The sequence below is a fragment of the Paenibacillus contaminans genome (assembly GCF_003285015.1).
GTDB classification, from domain to species: domain Bacteria; phylum Bacillota; class Bacilli; order Paenibacillales; family NBRC-103111; genus Paenibacillus_V; species Paenibacillus_V contaminans.
The window spans coordinates 349827-367064 of sequence record NZ_QMFB01000005.1 but is presented as its reverse complement, the minus strand read 5'-3'; the positions used below and the strand labels follow the sequence as shown (position 1 = coordinate 367064).

Below are 17238 nucleotides of genomic sequence, written 5' to 3'. Positions count from 1 at the left end.
CATAGCTAAAAATGATCAAGTTGGGACAGGAGCGAGTAAAGTGGCAGTTATCGAGGATTTCATGAAGCTGGATATGCGCATCGGTACGGTGCTGAAAGCCGAGCCGTTTCCTGAGGCAAGAATTCCGGCGATCAAGCTGGAGATCGATTTCGGCGAATTGGGTATCAAAAAATCAAGCGCGCAAATAACGAAGAGGTATGAGCCGGAAACGCTTGTCGGACGGCAGGTTGTTGCGGTAGTCAACTTTCCGCCGCGCCGTATTGCCGGCTTCGTATCCGAAGTATTGGTGCTGGGCGGCGTGCCGGGTGAAGGTGACGTTGTACTGCTCCGTCTCGACGAAGAGGTGGCGAACGGTACGCCGATCGCATAGATGTAGTGCTTTGCTCTTTGGACGGTAGGGGGAATACCAATGAAGCCTATCCGCAAAGGACTTCGGGCTTTGGCGTATTCACCAGCAAAGAGGCTACCCATAACGAGCTTCTTTCCCTTCAAGTGGTATAGTAACTGGAAAATGTACATCTATTTTCCGGATTTCGCGGCTTCTGAACAAACTAGATGGAAAATCTGCAGTTGATTTTATCCGTTTCAGCTATTATGGATGAAATCAATGAAAATACATGTAGTTTTTCCATCAAAATGCCGATTTTTCATGTTTTAAGCGAAATTAGCTGTAGTTTTTCCATCAAGACCCAGAGCAGGGCATGAACGGAGCTATCCCGACAGTCATTTCCATTTTCATGCCCATCTGTTGTCGCTTAATAATGCCGAATCGGCAAACAAATACGCTTCCACCAACTTTACCAGTGTCTTGGAAGCGTATTTGGGTGCTGCTGCGGCCGATCGACCGCTTTCGCTTTTACTTGGACACGGGTACGGCATTTAAATGTTCTTCCAGCGTGCTCCCTTTGTCCGCGATCTCTTTGGCCATTTTCGTGCCTACATAGCGGATATGCCATGGCTCATACTGGTAACCGGTAATTTTATCTTTTCCTTTCGGATAGCGGATAATAAAGCCGTACTCATGCGCATGCTCGGCCAGCCATTTGGCTTCCTTCGTTCCGCCGAAGCAGTCCTGAGCGGCACATTTACCGTCGCTTCCGCTAACGTCGATGGCAAGCCCGGTCTCGTGCTCGCTCGTTCCCGGCACGGCGCTGTATGTTTTCGCTTTCTCCAAGCCATCCTTTTTGACGTAGCTGTTAAACAGCGACGTTTGGGTGGCATGCGACCGGTAAGCCGAAACGCCGGCTAAGCTGATGTCGTCTTTCTTGGCGCCGGCAAAAAGCTGTTCGATCGCTTCCGCCGCTTCCTTGCGCATTTTGCGTTTCTCAAGCTTTTCTTTGAACGTAAACGGGATGTCCGGATAAACGAGATCGGTCGGATTGTAATTGTCGGGCAGCATATTTTGCTTGTTTACGAGCACCGTGATGCTTTCCGGTTTGGCGATGACCTGAACGCCATCGTTTTTGCCCGGGGTGGCGCTAGGTTTGGCGCTCGGCGAAACGGACGACGAAGCCGAAGGGGAGCCGGCGGTCGGCGTCGGTTTCGCGGTCGGCGATTGGGATGCGGCGGCCGAGGGGCTCGCAGACGGTGCCGGCGAACCGGCCGGGGCTTTATCTTTGCCGCAGGCGCTAAGCAAGCTGACGGATATAAGAAGCGCCATGGCGGCGAGCGAACGTTTGTTCATCATCATGTCCTCCGTTATTCTAAATAATAAATTTTTCGTTTTAGCGGATGAGTGCGTATAAGTCTCGCTTCACGCAATTGTAAAACTGCGAATATGCGGCTGTCAAATGATTGGGACTAATTTTGGTTACCCCCTTCAGGTTCGAAGTATGATAAAATCGAGAAGAGTATACAGGTATCATACAACTCGATTGGCGAGGAGGCTTCGAATATGGATGCGTTAACGCCGAATCCGGCGCTGTATCATGTCCCGTTCCGCACGAAGGATTTCAACGGAATGCCTTATCGGAGACTTGGCTCTACCGGGCTGCGGGTTTCGAATATCGGGCTCGGCACTTGGAAAATCGGGCTTCCGGAAACGGGAGACGAATCCCGCGTCGGCGAGAAGGAGGCATTTGCCTTATTCGACCGTGCGCTGGAGCTGGGCGTTACCTTATGGGATACAGCCAACAGGTATAATGCCGGCTCGGGCAACTCCGAGCGAGTAATCGGTAGATGGCTGCGCGCAAACGCGGCGCACCGGCGCGATATCATTCTCGCGACGAAGCTGTTCGGAGGCATGGACGGCTTGACGCCGAACCACAGCGGCCTGTCGCGCTCGAATATTATCGACTCGGTTGAGGCCAGCTTGGCGAGAATGCAGACGGACTGGATCGATTTGTTATATTTTCACTCGTTCGACCCGGAAACGCCGCCGGAGGAAAGCTTGGCCGCCGTGGAGGATTTGGTTCGTGCCGGCAAAATCCGCTATTTTGCGGTATCGAACTTTACGGTTGAGCAGCTGGAGCTGTATAAGCGGCAAGCCGGCTCGCTGTCAATAAGGAGCGCCGTTACGGCGGTGCAAAACCAGTTCGACGTATTGGACGGGGAGCAATCCGATAAGCAAGGCGTGCTCGAGTACTGTGCCGCTAACGGGATTTCGTTCGTGCCGTGGAGTCCGCTCGCCCGCGGTCTGCTGACGGATCGCTATCTGGACGCATCGAAGGTGGGGCCTGGGGATCGCCGCTATGACGAAGGAGACTGGCAGCTCGAAGCAGGCACGAAGAGGAAGCTGGAGCAGTTGGCCGTACTGGCCCGCGAGTGGGGGCTGGAGCTAAGCCAGCTTGTCATGGCTTACATGCTGTCGCTGCCGGGAATGGGACCGCTCATTCCGTCGTCGACGACGGTGAAGCAGCTGGAGTCGAATGCCGCAGCCGGCAAAATCGTTCTCGAGCCCGCGCAGCTTGACCGGGTGAGTGAAGCGTTGGAATGGGCGGCTTTGTAAGGAAGCAGACGGCATTGGGGGTGCCGAGTAAGGCATTTCCCTCATGAGCTCGGATGCTGTGCAGCATCGTCGGACTATGAGCGAAAACGCTATGAGTGTACGTCAACAAATAAGAAGGCTGCCGGAACGAGATCGAGCCGGCGGTCTTTTTAAAAATATAAGACTTACATGGCAGTGCAGGGAAGCGGGCCGGCTGCAATCGCCTTTACAAATACTAAACAAACAAGAAGCGATCTGTGTGATATAGTGGATTCAGCAGGCATCTAAGGGAGTGGAAGATGACTTTACTTCATAGAATCGGGAGCAAGCCCATCGTTGCCGCTGTACGCAAACTGTCCGAACTGCAAGCTGCGATCGAATCCAATGTGGACAACGTGTTTTTTATGGGAGGAAGCGCATCTGAGATCATTCCGGCCGTAACGAAGGTGCGGAACGCGGGAAAGCATTCCTTCATCCATCTGGATTTAATTCGCGGATTGTCAAGCACGGACAAGGAAACGATCGAATTCGTAGCGGAGCATATCCGGGCGGACGGTATCGTCACGCCGAAGAGTCATATGGTGAAAGCAGCCAAGCAGGCGGGGCTATACGGCATCCTTCATTTGTTTGTCATCGATTCGCTTGCCGTGGATAACGGTTTGAAGATGATCGATCAGCTCGAACCCGATGGAATCGAGATCATGCCGGGGGTTATACCGAAAGTAATTGAGAGATACGCAGCAGCCTGCGATAATATCCCGATCGTCGCCAGCGGATTAATCCGTACGGTGGACGAAGCCCGAACCGCATTGAATGCGGGTGCTACCTCGTTATCCGTGTCGGAAACGGCGTTATGGTACCAAAGCTTCCAAGATATTTTCCCGGGCGGGAGTTAAACCGAATAAAACCGATTGAGTTATGGGATGAGAGAAAGCTCAAGGAGTTGCAACCTTCCGTTGATGACGGGGGGCGGCCTCTTTGCGCCTTCTCTCTTTTTTGTCTGCAATCATGACGGCTACGAAGGAGGTGAGGCCCGCACAGCGCGGCATCATTTGTATGTTCTTTTGATCCATAACCAACTACATCAAGCGGGAGGTCTTTCAGAAATGGTTCGTCGTTTTCGATTTGCTAAGCTGGCCTGTGTCACTTTGATCGCTTCCGTTGTACTGTCCGCATGCGGTGCATCCTCGACCCCGTCCGGCTCGAAGGATAGTCAAGCCTCATCGGCCGCTCCTGCCTGGACCGGGGAGATTACCGTCTGGGATGGCCCGAGATGGGCGGACGGTCAAAACAATAAATATTTTTGGATCGAACAGAAAAAAACGGAGTTTGAAAAGCTTCATCCGGGCGTAACGATCAAGATCGTACAAACCCCATGGGCGGAGATGGAAGACAAGTTAAATGTAGCAATCGCGGGGAAGGCATGGCCGGATCTGGTATACAACGTCAGCAACCGTACTGCGAGCATCAAGAACATTCAGCAGGGTGTCGTGGAGCCGATCGATCCGTTTTATACCAAAGAAGAGCTGAACGATTTCTTCCCGAACACGTTAGCCGAGTATGAATACGAGGACAAGCATTATGGAGTTCCTGTCAGCTCCCGAGTCCATACGATGCTGCTTAACCTGGATATTTTCAAAGCTAGAGGAGTAGAGCCTCCTAAAGACGGCAAATGGACCTACGAAGAATTCGCAGACAAGATGAAGAAGCTCACCGGCGACGGGAAGCACGGCTTCTCTACTTACATTATGCCGAGTTACTACGAGGCATGGCCGTTCATCATGATGGATGGCGGGCGCCCGCTAAGCGAGGATATGACCCGATATACGTTCGATTCCCCCGAAGCGATCAGCGGCCTGCAAAAGCTCCTTGATCTGAAATTTAAGCATCAATCAGCTCCGCCCGATATGGGGACGTCCAACGTCGGCGATACGTGGAAGCAATTTGCCGCGACGGACAAGCGGTTGATGGCCGTTCAGCCATGGAACTCATGGGCGATCGCCTCGGCTCAGAAGGATCCGTACAAGATGAATTTCATGGTCGCCGAATACCCGAGCGGCGCAACCGGCAAATCGACTACAATCGGCGATGTTCTCGGCTGGGTCATGTTTAAGCAAAAAGATGAAGGCAAACGCAAGATGGTCGCCGAGTTTATGAAGTATTTGACGACGACGGAAGAAATCTACACGACGGCCAAATATTACGGCGTTTTCCCATCCAAGAAATCGTCGGCGGAAAAACGTCCGTTCGCGGATAATCCGCAAATGGAGCAAGCGCAAAAAATATCGGAAAATGCCGTCATCGTGCCCCGTCATCCCCAATGGGCCAAAATCGACGAGTTGATTCAAAAAGAACTGCAGCTCGCCGTCAACGGCACGAAAACTGCAGAGCAGGCGCTTAAGGACGCCGGTAAGCAAGTAGAGCCGCTTTTGAAAAAATGACTAAGTAACGATTGAAGCTGTTCATAGAAATAACGTTCCGAAACGATAAGAAGGTCAGGGGCTTCCGGTAAGACCCGGGGGCTCCGGGCCCCTCATGAGGAGGATTTGGGCTTTGGGTTCCTATACGCATCAGACGATAGCCGGAATATCCTTCAGGCAAAAACTTAAACGCAGCTATAACAAGTATGCGTCCGCTTATTGGTTTTTACTGCCCAAACTGCTGTTGTTTGCGCTCTTCACCGTAATCCCGGTCATTTGGTCGCTAGTGCTTTCCTTTCAAAAGTTTGAAATTTTCGATGCCCATTGGGTCGGACTGGACAATTACATCGAGGCTTTCCGCAGCGAGATGTTCCGGGTTTCCTTGTGGAACACGTTTGTATACACGATCGTTACTGTGCCCGTATCGGTTTTATCGGCTTTAGTCATTGCTTCGCTTGTTTTTCCGCTGAGGCCGGTATCCCGGACATTTTTCCGCGCGGCCTTTTATATCCCGACGGTTACCTCAATGGTCGTTATTGCGATGGTATGGCGCTGGATGTTTAACTACCGGTTCGGCTTGTTCAACGGACTGCTGGAATGGGTCGGTTTGCAGCCGATCGATTGGCTGGGTCAAACATCAATGGCTCTCTGGTCGCTTATCTTGATGAACATACTCATACCGCCCGGAGCGGGCATTATTATTTATTTGGCGGCCATGGGCTCCCTTAATCCGAATCTCGTCGAGGCGGCCCGTATTGATGGAGCGTCTTCCTTTCAAATTTGGCGGCGAATTACCGTACCGCTGTTGAAGCCGACGACTTTTTATTTGATGATTTTAACGTTGATCGGCTCGTTTCAAGTGTTTACCCAAATCGTCATGATGACAGGCGGCGGTCCGGGCAACGCTACTGAAACCGTTGTTCATGTCATCTACAAAACCGCCTTCCGCGATTTCGATTACGGTCTTGCTTCCGCGCAATCCGTCATCTTGTTTGGGGTGATTATGATGTTCTCGATCATCCAGTACCGGATATCCGGCGATGACGACAGACGGCGCTTCAAGTTTCGCAAAAGAAGCAAGAACAGCTAAGAGAGGAGGACCCCATGACCTATACCGTAAGAAATCGCCTCGGAAAATGGATGGTATACGGATTGTTGCTTGTTGTGGCGATCATCTCTCTGCTGCCGTTGTACTGGATCTTCACAACATCCCTTCAGCTTCCGTCCTATCAGAATGAAGAGATGAAGCAGCCCGTATCGTACGTGGAATCCGATCCCCCCAAGCTATATCCGTACGGAATTGTGGAGTACGTTTCCCAATGGCAAAAAAAGCGGGACGCCGAGCAGGCGGGCAATAAACAGCAAGCGCAGCTGCACGAAAGCAAGATGCAGGAAGTGGTCAGTTCCACTTTCTCGTCCTATGTATATTTGTTTAAGAACACCCAAATTGCACGGTGGCTGATCAATACGACCTTTATTGCCGTATTGGGTGCGGTCGGGACTATATTGTTCGATACGATGGCGGGTTACGTGCTGGCCAAAAAGCAGTTTCCGGGGCGTATGGCGTTGTTCTGGATTATTCTCGCCACGATGATGATCCCCGAGCAGGTTACGCTCGTTCCCACTTTTATGATCGTGCAAAAACTTCAAATGTATGATACTTTGTGGGCGGTTATTTTCCCTGGGCTGGCCGGAGCGTTCGGTGTATTTCTAATGCGTCAGTTTTTGGTCGGCACGCCAAGCGAACTGCTGGAAGCGAGCAAAATCGACGGGGCGTCCGAGTGGAAAACGTTCGTCCATGTTGTCATCCCGTTAGCCATGCCGGCGATGGCTTCGCTCGGAATATTCACCTTTGTGGCGCAGTGGAATTCGTTCTTGTGGCCGATCATTGTATTGAATGATGTCAAATGGTTTACATTGACCGCCGGACTTAAAACGCTGCAGGACGCCAACCTGTCCGATTTCAAGCTGTTGATGACAGGTGCGGCCGTAGGGGCTGTGCCGGTAATCGTAATGTTTGTAATGATGCAGAAATACTTTATTCAAGGCTTGACGCTGGGCGGTCTTAAGGAGTAGCCGAGTTCCTCGGAGCGAGGCTGCAGTGAGTGGATAAACATCGGAGGAGGTCTTTAAAACATGCACAAGGAGCACACCGAACTACCCCGTGTCCTGATCGTCAGCATCGACGGCTTGGGGTACAGTAACTGGAATCGAAGCGACGTGCCCATGCCGAATTTAAAGAAGCTTGCAAAGCGCGGCGCCGAAGCCGGGATGAGGAGCATTACACCTTCAGCTACATGGGCCATTCATACGAGCATCGTATGCGGCACCTTTCCCCGCAAACATGGCGTTCTGGGCAATTGGGTCGTGGACCGCGAAACGAATCTTGTCGGAGAGCACTTTGGAGAGCGGATGTATCCGAAGGAAGAGTCCGTTCATGGCTTGACGATTTATGATGCGGTGAAAAAAATCGGAGGCACTACCGCCGCCTTGTGCTGGCCCAAAACGTGGGGGGCGGAAGGGCTGGATTTCGTCATTCCGGAATGCTACGAGCAGGATCGGATGGAAGCCGGAAGCACGTCCTCTTTGTGGAATGAGCTGGTCGAAATGGGCTTGCCTATGCACATGTATGCCCCCTGGAGCAAGGACCATGCACGGGGTCAAATGCAGGACTGGCTGACAACCGAAATCGCCAAGCATATCATCAGGCGCCACTCGCCGAATTTGCTGCTTGTCCATTATTTGCTTCCGGACAGCTATCAGCACGATTATGGAACCCGTTCCAACGAACTGGACTGGTCATTAACCTATATCGATGAACGGATCGGAGAACTGCTCCAGGAACTGGAGGCTTCCGGCGGTCTGGAGGAAACGTATGTGGTCGTGATGTCCGATCACGGCTTTGCCGATGCGGTCCGAACTTTTTATCCGAACGTGATGTTCAAGCAGCAGGGCTGGTTCGACGAGGAATTCCCCGAACGGAGCAAAGCGGTCGCCGTTTCCAACGGCGGCAGCGGGTACGCCTATCTGCTGGAACAAGATCCCGAGGAAAGAGAAAAGCTGCGGGAGCAAGTTCGTTCCCGGCTTAAGTCAATGGAAGGTATCAGACTAGTGGTGGAGGACGATGCGGAATTTGCTAAATGGGGACTCCCTGCTGTCGGTGAACACAGCCGTTTTAAGCCGGACTTCGCCTTTGATATGCATCTGGACTGGTTTGTCAACTTTGGACACCAAGGCAGCGAGGTAACCGCAGAGCGGTCGAAATTTACGGGCATGCATGGCTATTTCGCGGATCGGGACGAGATGAAGGCATGTTTTGTCGCTGCAGGCCCGGGAATCGAGCCGGGAAACCGTCTGCCGGATATCGAGCTTGTCGATGTGGCGCCGACAATCGCCGGCTGGTTCGGTATCGCAATGCCGGATGCGGATGGGAAAAAGCTGCAGTTGGGAAGAAAGGGCTGAGGGTCATGCAGGTTTTGAAGAATGGCGACCGGAGCGTATCCGGAGCTTTAGAAATGCTTTTAAACGCAGAAGCTGTATTTTTTGATTTGGACGGTTGCGTCTACTTTGGCGAAAGACTGGCCGACGGGGCGTTGACGCTTTTGGAGTGGCTGCAAGGCAGAGGAAAGATGATCCGGTTTGTAACGAACAACTCTACCGACACAGGGGCACAGGTGGCCGCCCGCTTATCCCATATGGGCTTAAAAACACCATCCGAACAAGTGATGACCGCCACAGAGCTTATAGGATTGCACCTGCTCAAACTATACGACCGGACAACGCTTAAGGTAATCGGCAGCCGTTCCCTTCATACGGCCTTGGAGCGGGCGGGTCACCGATTAGTGCCGTTGTACAGCATGGAGCGTGCAGATGCGGTCGTCATTGGCAGAGACACGGCATACGATTATTCCAAGCTTCAAGCGGTCCTGGAAGAAATGGATAAGGGCACGCCGGTGCTTGCGACCAATCCGGACTTGTTTCATCCGGGCAGCCGGGGCGAAAAAGTGCCGGAGACCGGTGCTTTGTACAGCGCGTTCGAGGCGATTACGGGCCGGAAAGTAAACTATTTCGGTAAGCCTGCGCCATACATGTTCGAGCTTGCCATGGAGCATTGCGGCATCAAGTCCCCTGAATTATGCGTGATGATCGGGGATAATCTGCAAACGGATATTGCAGGCGGCCGTTCGGCGGGCATGAAGACGATCTGGCTTTACGGTGCGAATCGTCCATCGCCGGATAATCAGGTCCCTTTAAGCTGTCGACCGGATTTTGCGGTTCCGGATTTGCAGTCCCTTTCGGCTCGCATCGAATGAAGCGGCTTGTAACCTGGAGATCGTGAATAAAGATCATGAAAAGTAACGCCGTTTCAGCATTTGCTGCGTCCGCGCACTTGTGTTGGAGCGGCTTAATGAAAACCAAAATAAACAACCCGCCCCGGTACGTACCGTAGTCGGGTTTTTGCATGTGCACAAATTTATAGTAGCATCAGACTTGATCCTATGTTACAATCTGGCAAACAGGAGATGATCTGATGAATTCGAAGGTTAGCTTTTCGTCCGTCCATCGCAAGCCGCTCGTCGATGAGGTCGTGCAGCAGCTGCAGAAAAAAATATCTTCAGGAGAAATCAAACCGGGAGATAAAATTCCGACGGAGCCCGAGCTGATGGAGCAGTTTCATGTAGGCCGTTCGACGATTCGCGAAGCGGTGCGCGTGCTCGTTCATGCCGGCCTGCTCGAAAAGAAGCAGGGCTTCGGCACCTACCTGAAGCATGGCGCCATGATCCAGGAGCCGCTGGACAGCAGACTGCGCAGAGCGGAAATTATGGAAGTGTACGAGGTCCGGCAAATGATGGAGCTGGAGATCGCAAGGCTTGCCGCGGAACGCCGGGACGAGGACGATCTCGCCGCAATCAAGGAGCATCTGGACACGCGGAATCAGGCTCTGGCGAACAAAGACATCAAGACGTACATCGATGCGGACATCCGTTTTCATATCGCGGTTTCCATCGCCAGCAAAAATGCGGTCGTCATCGACCTGTACAAATCGCTTTCCGTATTCGTACGCGAAACGCTGGCCAGTATTTTCGCCAATCCCGAAGGGCATGACCCGCAAACGGATGCGCACATCAAGCTGTACGAGGGCATTCGCGATCGCGATCCGGCGGCGGCCGTAGCCGGCGCGTCCCGCTATTTGAAGGGCACGATCGAAGAGCTTTTTGGCGAGACGAACTAATCTTTTCGAACTAACCTCATACCGAGGTTTGTCTATAAACATCAGATGATATGATGTTTAAATCTATTTTATAGTAAGGGTGATGTAACATGAGCTCCGCAACAGCAAGCGTCGGGCAGCAAGCCCGGCATATGACCGTATTTTCCGTTCTTTTCATGATCAGTTCCGTGCACTTATTGAATGATGCGATTCAATCCGTCGTACCCGCAATGTTTCCGATTTTACATGAGTCGCTTAACTTGTCGTTCTCGCAGATCGGCTTGATCGGCTTTGCGCTGAATGTGACCGCTTCGATTTTGCAGCCCTTGATCGGGCTTTATACCGATACGAGACCGAAGCCGTACCTGCTGCCTATCGGCATTTTGTTCACTCTCGCAGGGGTGGTGGGACTCGCGTTCGCTCCGACGTTTTTCTATATTATGCTTTCCGTTATCCTGATCGGTATCGGCTCGTCGGTGCTTCATCCGGAGTCGTCGCGTGTCGCATACCTGGCCGCAGGCAATAGACGCGGTCTGGCGCAATCGATTTTTCAGGTCGGGGGCAATATGGGCCAAGCGCTTGCGCCGGTCATGACCGCGCTAATTTTCGTTCCGCTCGGGCAAAAAGGAATCGTCTGGTTCGCGATCGCCGCAATCGTCGCCTTGATCATTCAGACGAAGGTCGCTCATTGGTACAAAGCCAACCTTGTCGCTCGTCCGAAAGCAAGCAAGGGGGGAGCCGCTGCTCAGCCAGCCGGCGCGAGAGGGGCGATCGTCGGCGTGTCGATGACCATTTTGCTCATGCTGTTGTTTTCCAAATTCGTATACGTCGCAAGCATGACGGGTTTTTATTCCTTTTATGCGATTGACCGCTTCGGCATTTCGGTCGATCAGGCGCAGCTGATTTTGTTCGCTTTGCTTTTTGCCGGTATGGCCGGTACGTTTTTTGGCGGACCGCTGGCGGATAGGCTGGGACGCCGCAATATGATCTGGTTCTCGATATTGGGCACGGCTCCGTTCTCCCTGCTGCTGCCTTATGCCAACAGCATGCTTTGGGCAATCGTATTGTGCATCTTTATCGGCTTTATCCTGATGTCCGGCTTCTCGGTCATCGTCGTATATGCGCAGGAGCTGTTTCCGAATAAAGTAGGCACCGTCTCCGGATTGGTTTTCGGCGTGTCGTTCGGGCTTGGCGGTGTCGGCTCGGCCGTGCTCGGGAAGGTGGCGGACGTATCGGGCATCGATTTGGTTATTCAGGTTTGCGCTTATTTGCCGCTCCTTGGCTTGTTGGCCGCTTTCCTGCCGACGGACCGCAAGCTTCACGCATTGTCCGCAGGATCGGATTCGACGACGGGAGCCATCAAAGGATAACAGTTAAGTTCGGGTCTGACCGCCCGCTGCGCAGCGCCGCAACGTTCGCCGGGAGAGATGCGCGTCGGGAGAGCCACGCTTGGTACGGGCGGCAGTTCTAGGATGGAGGAACGATAGATGAAGCAAGTCATCGAAGTCGAGAATGTAACATGGCGAAGAGAGCAAAAAACGCTGCTCCAAGACGTCACCTGGAAGGTGGCCAAAGGGGAGCATTGGGCGATACTGGGACTGAACGGCTCCGGCAAAACGACGCTGCTCAACATGATCAACGGTTACCTTTGGCCGACCAAGGGAACGGTCAGCGTTTTTGAAAGGCGGTTCGGCACGGTCGACCTGCGGGAGCTGCGCAAGTCGATCGGCTGGGTCAGCTCCTCCCTGCAGGAAAAGCTGTACGCCGGCGACAAGACGCAATCGGTCGTACTGAGCGGGAAGTTCGCGTCAATCGGGCTGTACGATAAACCGTCGAAGGAAGACGAGGAATATGCGATCGAGCTGATGGAACAGCTGCGCTGCTCGCATTTGATCGACCGAACGTACCAGACATGCTCGCAAGGGGAGAAACAAAAGCTGCTCATTGCAAGAGCGCTTATGGCGTCGCCGAAGCTGCTCATTTTGGACGAGCCGTGCAACGGGCTGGATTTTATTTCGCGGGAGCAGCTGCTTTCCAGCATCGAGCGGCTAGCACAGCGGCCGGACGCGCCGAATCTCGTTTACGTCACGCATCATACGGAGGAAATCGTACCGATTTTCGGCCACTGTCTGCTAATGCGCAGAGGAGAAGTGTTCCGCACGGGCAAAACGAGGGACGTGCTGACGGAATCGGTTTTGACGGATTTTTTCGAAACCGGCATTTCCGTGCATTGGCACAATGAGCGTGCGATCCTGACTTGGACGGGGCATAACGTGGAGGGATAAGGTCGTACCTGCTTGCAGCAAGCGCAGCCCTTAAGCAGCAGACTAGCATCCGGTTCCGCGCGAAGCTTGACGGCCGGCTAGCGAACGAGCGTCCCATACGGGAGTTGCACGCGACGGTATGCGAAAGAAGCAGATGACGCGGCGTTTGGCAGGTTACGATGGGCAGAAACTCGTGATGATCGTTGGAATCCGCCGAGATTGAACACCCTTGTTTTTCGCTGCAAACAGCAGGTGATGTGCGAAAGCTGGAGCGGTGCATCTATGAAAGAAACGCTCCACAGGCGTTCGCACGTACGGCATGCAGCGCAAAAAGGGGCTATCTCAAAAAGGTATTTCAAGTAAGTAAATCCCAAAAGATGTGCAAAGACGCTTCCAAAACCACTTTAATAGTGGGGTGGAAGCGTCTTTTTCAAAATATAAGCGTATATGTTTCACATAACAAGTGCTTATATTTCAACGGTAAACGCGCGCGTCCCAAAGGACGGCGAAGCCGTTTATCCTTGTGCAATGTTCGTATCGATGCGTTTGAGACAGCCCCTTTTTGACGTTTCGTATGCGAAAAAGCCGCTGACACGGGGCAGGCGGGCGGACGTTAACGGCTGCGCTTTTTACGGTTGGCGATTTCTTCGGTGACGACGAAAGCCAAATCCTCATTGCCGAACAAGGACAGCACGTTAAGCAAGGTATCGTCCGTAATGTCGCCGGCTTCTTCCTTCGGCACGGTCAGTTCGAAGGCCTGCTGCAGAGCGGCGTTCGCGGCTTGCTCCGGGTATGCGCGCAAATATAAGGCGGCCGGGTCAAGCCCGTTATTGACGCACCACTGGGCAAAAATGAGAATCATCGTCTGTTCGTCCCGCTCGTAATTACGTATAATTTCTTCTTCCAATTCGGTACGCCGCATTTGAAAAAACTCCCTCCAGGCGGTAATATGGTTCATTATAACGAAAGTTAAGGTGCGGTCACAATGATCAAAAATGAAAAAATCAAAGCGTTCGAAGTGCAGCTGACCGGCGTAAACGGGGAAGACTTGGGGATTGTGCCGACTTCCGAGGCGCTGGCAATGGCTAGAAAGCTGAAAGTCGATCTTGTATGCACGTCGCTGATGAGCAGTCCGCCGCCATGCAGGCTGATCGGTGCCGGAGCGGCCAAGCAGGAAGCCCAACAGGCACGCAAGCAGGAAAAGGCGCCGAAGCTCAAGGAAATACGTCTTACTCCGCATATCGAAGAACATGATTACGAGACAAAGCTGCAGCAGGCGGAACGTATATTAAAAGCCGGCGATGCGGTAATGCTGGTCGTGAAGATTCAAGGCAAGGAGGGCGCCAAGGCGAAAGAATTGCTTGAAGCGCTGCTCAAGGATTTGAAGCCGTCCGGCAAGCCCAAAACGGGGATTCAGCTTAGCGGCAAGCAAGCTGCGGTTCAGTTGGATCCGCTGTAATCGCATGGGTATGCGGCAGCCCCACTGCCGTTTACAGCAAAAACGCCGCGGTCTAAGGGTGCGATGTGCCGGAAGAGGCTCCCGAGACGCACAGCTCTCCGTCCGCCGGAGGTAGAGCACTCTGCAGGCGTTTAGCTGGAGATGAATTTCGAAGATGGGAGCGATGAACGATGACCGAGCCTGCGAAAGCGCCGGTGCAGCCTGCTTTTTTTGCAGTACCATCCGATTTCCACAAATGGCTGGAGGAGCAGCACGACAAGTCCAAGGAGCTATGGGTCGGCTACTATAAAGTCGGTTCCGGCAAGCCAAGCATCACGTGGCCGGAATCGGTCGACGAAGCGCTCTGCTTCGGCTGGATCGACGGATTACGCAAAGGCATAGACGGCGACAGCTACATGATTCGTTTTACGCCGCGTAAGTCAGGCAGCATTTGGAGCGATGTCAATACCAACAGGGTTGCGGAGCTTACGGCACTCGGCCGTATGCAGCCCGCCGGTCTCCAAGCTTTCGAGAAACGCAAATCGGAGAGAGCCGGTGTCTATTCCCACGAACAGAAGGAAGAAGCCAAACTGTCCGAGCGGCAGGAGGAGCTATTCCGTGCGAATCGGAAGGCTTGGGATTTTTTTCAATCGCAGCCGGCATCCTACCGAAAAACAGCCATATGGCTCATTGTTAGCGCAAAGCGGGAAGAAACGAAACAGAAGCGGTTGGACGAGCTGATTGCCGAATCGGAAAAGGGGAACAGGATCAAGCAGTTGACCCGCTTCTCCAAATAGTATCGCGAACGGCCGGCGGAGACGCCGGCTTATTGCGTATAGGCTGCGGCTAAATCCTAGGGTATAAGTACGGGGTCAGGCTTTATACGATTGCTATGGAATGCTTCGGTTAAGAATGAAGCCGGCGTGTTCCATCTAAAAGTTTTGGGTGAACCGAGTACAATTTTCCGCCTCACCTGGCCCGTTCACTGAGTGATTATGAGCTAAAGGTAATTATTAGTGACCCGTGTTCCGGAGAGATAATAAGGGGAAGGCATTTGTTAGTAAGGCAACGTTACTGTTTCTAGCTGAAAACCCGTGTTCCGGAGAGATAGTGAGGCAAAGGAAATTATTAGTAAGGCAAACGTTACTGTTTCTAGCTGAAAACCCGTGTTCCGGAGAGATAGTGAGGCAAAGGAAATTATTAGTAAGGCAAACGTTACTGTTTCTAGCTGAAAACCCGTGTTCTGAAGAGATAGTGGGAAAAGGAAATTATTAGTAAGTCAGACGTTACTGTTTCCAGCCGAAAATCCGTGTTCCGGAGAAATAGTGAGGCAAAGGAAATTATTAGTAAGGCAAACGTTACTGTTTCTAGCTGAAAACCCGTGTTCTGAAGAGATAGTGGGAAAAGGAAATTATTAGTAAGTCAGACGTTACTGTTTCCAGCCGAAAATCCGTGTTCCGGAGAAATAGTGAGGCAAAGGAAATTATTAGTAAGGCAAACGTTACTGTTTCTAGCCGAAAACCCGCGTTCCAAAGAGATAATGAGGTAAACGCAATTGATAGTGAGGAAAAGTTTATTATTAGTTGCGTTTACCTCACTAGCAGGTGAGAACGACGATTTCACCAGTGAAATAGTGAGGATTACCGCATTAACAGTGAGGTTTTCTTCACTAAGTGCGCGGTCGGGGCTAATCCCATAGTACCTGAAAAGCTTCGGGACGAGGTTTGACAGCCGACGTGTGACCGAGCATCATGTACTCGAGCATCGTGTGACTGAGCATCGTGTGACTGAGCATCGAGTGACTGAGCATCGAGTGACTGAGCATCGAGTGACTGAGCATCGAGTGACTGAGCATCGAGTGACTGAGCATCGTGTGACTGAGCATCGTGTGACTGAGCATCGAGTGACTGAGCATCGAGTGACTGAGCATCGAGTGACTGAGCATCGAGTGACTGAGCATCGAGTGACTGAGCATCGAGTGACTGAGCATCGAGTGACTGAGCATCGAGTGACTGAGCATCGAGTGACTGAGCATCGAGTGACTGAGCATCGAGTGACTGAGCATCGAGTGACTGAGCATCGAGTGACTGAGCATCGAGTGACTGAGCATCGAGTGACTGAGCATCGAGTGACTGAGCATCGAGTGACTGAGCATCGAGTGACTGAGCATCGAGTGACTGAGCATCGAGTGACTGAGCATCGAGTGACTGAGCATCGTGTGACCGAGCATCGAGTGACTGAGCATCGAGTGACTGGGCATCGAGTGACTGGGCATCGTGTGACTGAGCATCGAGTGACTGAGCATCGAGTGACTGAGCATCGAGTGACTGAGCATCGTGTGACCGAGCATCGAGTGACTGAGCATCGAGTGACTGGGCATCGTGTGACCGAGCATCATGTAACCGAGCAGCGCGTGTCGAGAAGTCGTGCGTGGTACTGAAAGCATGTTTAAGGAGGGACTTATGTGGCGAATGGGGGCAATGAGCTGCTCGTTAAGGCGGAATGGCTCGGCAAGCGGCAGTTTCGCGCCAAAGGGGCGAGCGGGTTCGACGTGATCATGGATGCTTCGGTGGCGAACGGTGGGGAGAGCTCCGGGAACAGACCGATGGAGCTCGTCCTGATGAGCGTGATCGGATGCATGGGCATGGGTGTGGCAGGCGTGCTGGACAAAATGCGAAAGCCGCCGAAGGCGCTCGAAATCGAGGTCGAAGGAACTCGATCCGCAGAGCATCCGAAAAGGTTGACCGAAATTAAGCTGACCTTCCGCGTGCAGGGCGACATGGCGCCGGAACGTCTTTGGCGTGCCGTACAATTGGAGCTGGAGAAATACTGCCCGGTCGTAGCTTCGTTGAATGCTGCGGTCATCCCTCATATCGTGTTGAATGGAACGAGCGTTACACCGAATCGTTGATTTTCTGACATTTTCGAGGGGCAGCGCCTGTTATCCATAGAAGGTTCGCGCTATAATTAATCGCAAA

17 protein-coding genes are annotated in these 17238 nt (G+C 52.6%); 14 read left to right on the top strand and 3 right to left on the bottom strand.

What is annotated here, in order from left to right:
* Positions 1-40 precede the first annotated feature (40 nt).
* Entirely contained in the window at positions 41-370 is a 330-nt protein-coding gene (csaA, locus tag DQG23_RS11905) for a chaperone CsaA (protein WP_113031056.1), read from the top strand.
* Between the two features lie 486 nt (positions 371-856).
* Here csaA and DQG23_RS11900 read toward each other — a convergent pair whose 3' ends face one another.
* On the bottom strand, positions 857-1684 hold the full coding sequence (locus DQG23_RS11900) for a M15 family metallopeptidase (RefSeq protein ID WP_420330225.1): 828 nt from the start codon (positions 1682-1684) through the stop codon (positions 857-859).
* A 210-nt stretch (positions 1685-1894) separates the two neighbouring features.
* On the opposite strand from DQG23_RS11900, the gene DQG23_RS11895 reads away from it, so the two are divergent.
* The 10 genes from DQG23_RS11895 to DQG23_RS11850 all read left to right on the top strand — a co-directional run bounded on the left by DQG23_RS11895 (position 1895) and on the right by DQG23_RS11850 (position 12843).
* Positions 1895-2947, top strand: coding sequence for an aldo/keto reductase (locus DQG23_RS11895; RefSeq protein ID WP_113031054.1), 1053 nt, complete (start codon positions 1895-1897; stop codon positions 2945-2947).
* A gap of 278 nt (positions 2948-3225) precedes the next feature.
* A complete protein-coding gene (locus DQG23_RS11890) occupies positions 3226-3822 on the top strand; it encodes a glycerol-3-phosphate responsive antiterminator (protein ID WP_113031053.1) in 597 nt (198 codons plus the stop codon).
* A 210-nt stretch (positions 3823-4032) separates the two neighbouring features.
* Positions 4033-5367 (top strand): sugar ABC transporter substrate-binding protein, encoded by a 1335-nt coding sequence (locus DQG23_RS11885; RefSeq protein ID WP_113031052.1) that lies wholly within the window; start codon positions 4033-4035, stop codon positions 5365-5367.
* Positions 5368-5479: 112 nt separating this feature from the next.
* Entirely contained in the window at positions 5480-6436 is a 957-nt protein-coding gene (locus DQG23_RS11880; RefSeq protein ID WP_238177853.1) for a carbohydrate ABC transporter permease, read from the top strand.
* 14 nt (positions 6437-6450) lie between these two features.
* Positions 6451-7422 (top strand): carbohydrate ABC transporter permease, encoded by a 972-nt coding sequence (locus DQG23_RS11875; protein WP_113031050.1) that lies wholly within the window; start codon positions 6451-6453, stop codon positions 7420-7422.
* Between the two features lie 60 nt (positions 7423-7482).
* Complete coding sequence (locus DQG23_RS11870) at positions 7483-8808, top strand: alkaline phosphatase family protein (protein ID WP_113031049.1); 1326 nt, start codon at positions 7483-7485, stop codon at positions 8806-8808.
* 53 nt (positions 8809-8861) lie between these two features.
* Positions 8862-9659: an HAD-IIA family hydrolase gene (locus DQG23_RS11865; RefSeq protein WP_158560418.1), complete on the top strand. Its 798-nt coding sequence runs from the start codon at positions 8862-8864 to the stop codon at positions 9657-9659.
* Between the two features lie 218 nt (positions 9660-9877).
* Entirely contained in the window at positions 9878-10579 is a 702-nt protein-coding gene (locus DQG23_RS11860; RefSeq protein ID WP_113031047.1) for a FadR/GntR family transcriptional regulator, read from the top strand.
* 89 nt (positions 10580-10668) lie between these two features.
* Positions 10669-11928: an MFS transporter gene (locus tag DQG23_RS11855; protein ID WP_113031046.1), complete on the top strand. Its 1260-nt coding sequence runs from the start codon at positions 10669-10671 to the stop codon at positions 11926-11928.
* Positions 11929-12045: 117 nt separating this feature from the next.
* Complete coding sequence (locus DQG23_RS11850) at positions 12046-12843, top strand: ABC transporter ATP-binding protein (RefSeq protein WP_113031045.1); 798 nt, start codon at positions 12046-12048, stop codon at positions 12841-12843.
* 592 nt (positions 12844-13435) lie between these two features.
* Here the strand turns inward: DQG23_RS11850 and DQG23_RS11845 are convergent.
* Entirely contained in the window at positions 13436-13744 is a 309-nt protein-coding gene (locus tag DQG23_RS11845; RefSeq protein WP_113031044.1) for a hypothetical protein, read from the bottom strand.
* A gap of 63 nt (positions 13745-13807) precedes the next feature.
* On the opposite strand from DQG23_RS11845, the gene infC reads away from it, so the two are divergent.
* Complete coding sequence (infC, locus tag DQG23_RS11840) at positions 13808-14281, top strand: translation initiation factor IF-3 (RefSeq protein ID WP_113031043.1); 474 nt, start codon at positions 13808-13810, stop codon at positions 14279-14281.
* 170 nt (positions 14282-14451) lie between these two features.
* A complete protein-coding gene (locus DQG23_RS11835) occupies positions 14452-15057 on the top strand; it encodes a YdeI/OmpD-associated family protein (protein ID WP_238177852.1) in 606 nt (201 codons plus the stop codon).
* Positions 15058-15947: 890 nt separating this feature from the next.
* Here the strand turns inward: DQG23_RS11835 and DQG23_RS41795 are convergent.
* The gene (locus DQG23_RS41795; protein WP_146762292.1) at positions 15948-16706 is read right to left on the bottom strand and encodes a pentapeptide repeat-containing protein; all 759 of its coding nucleotides are present in this window, start codon (positions 16704-16706) and stop codon (positions 15948-15950) included.
* 18 nt (positions 16707-16724) lie between these two features.
* Between DQG23_RS41795 and DQG23_RS11830 the strand changes: the two genes are divergently transcribed.
* Positions 16725-17171: an OsmC family protein gene (locus DQG23_RS11830; RefSeq protein ID WP_113031042.1), complete on the top strand. Its 447-nt coding sequence runs from the start codon at positions 16725-16727 to the stop codon at positions 17169-17171.
* The last annotated feature ends 67 nt before the right edge of the window (positions 17172-17238 follow it).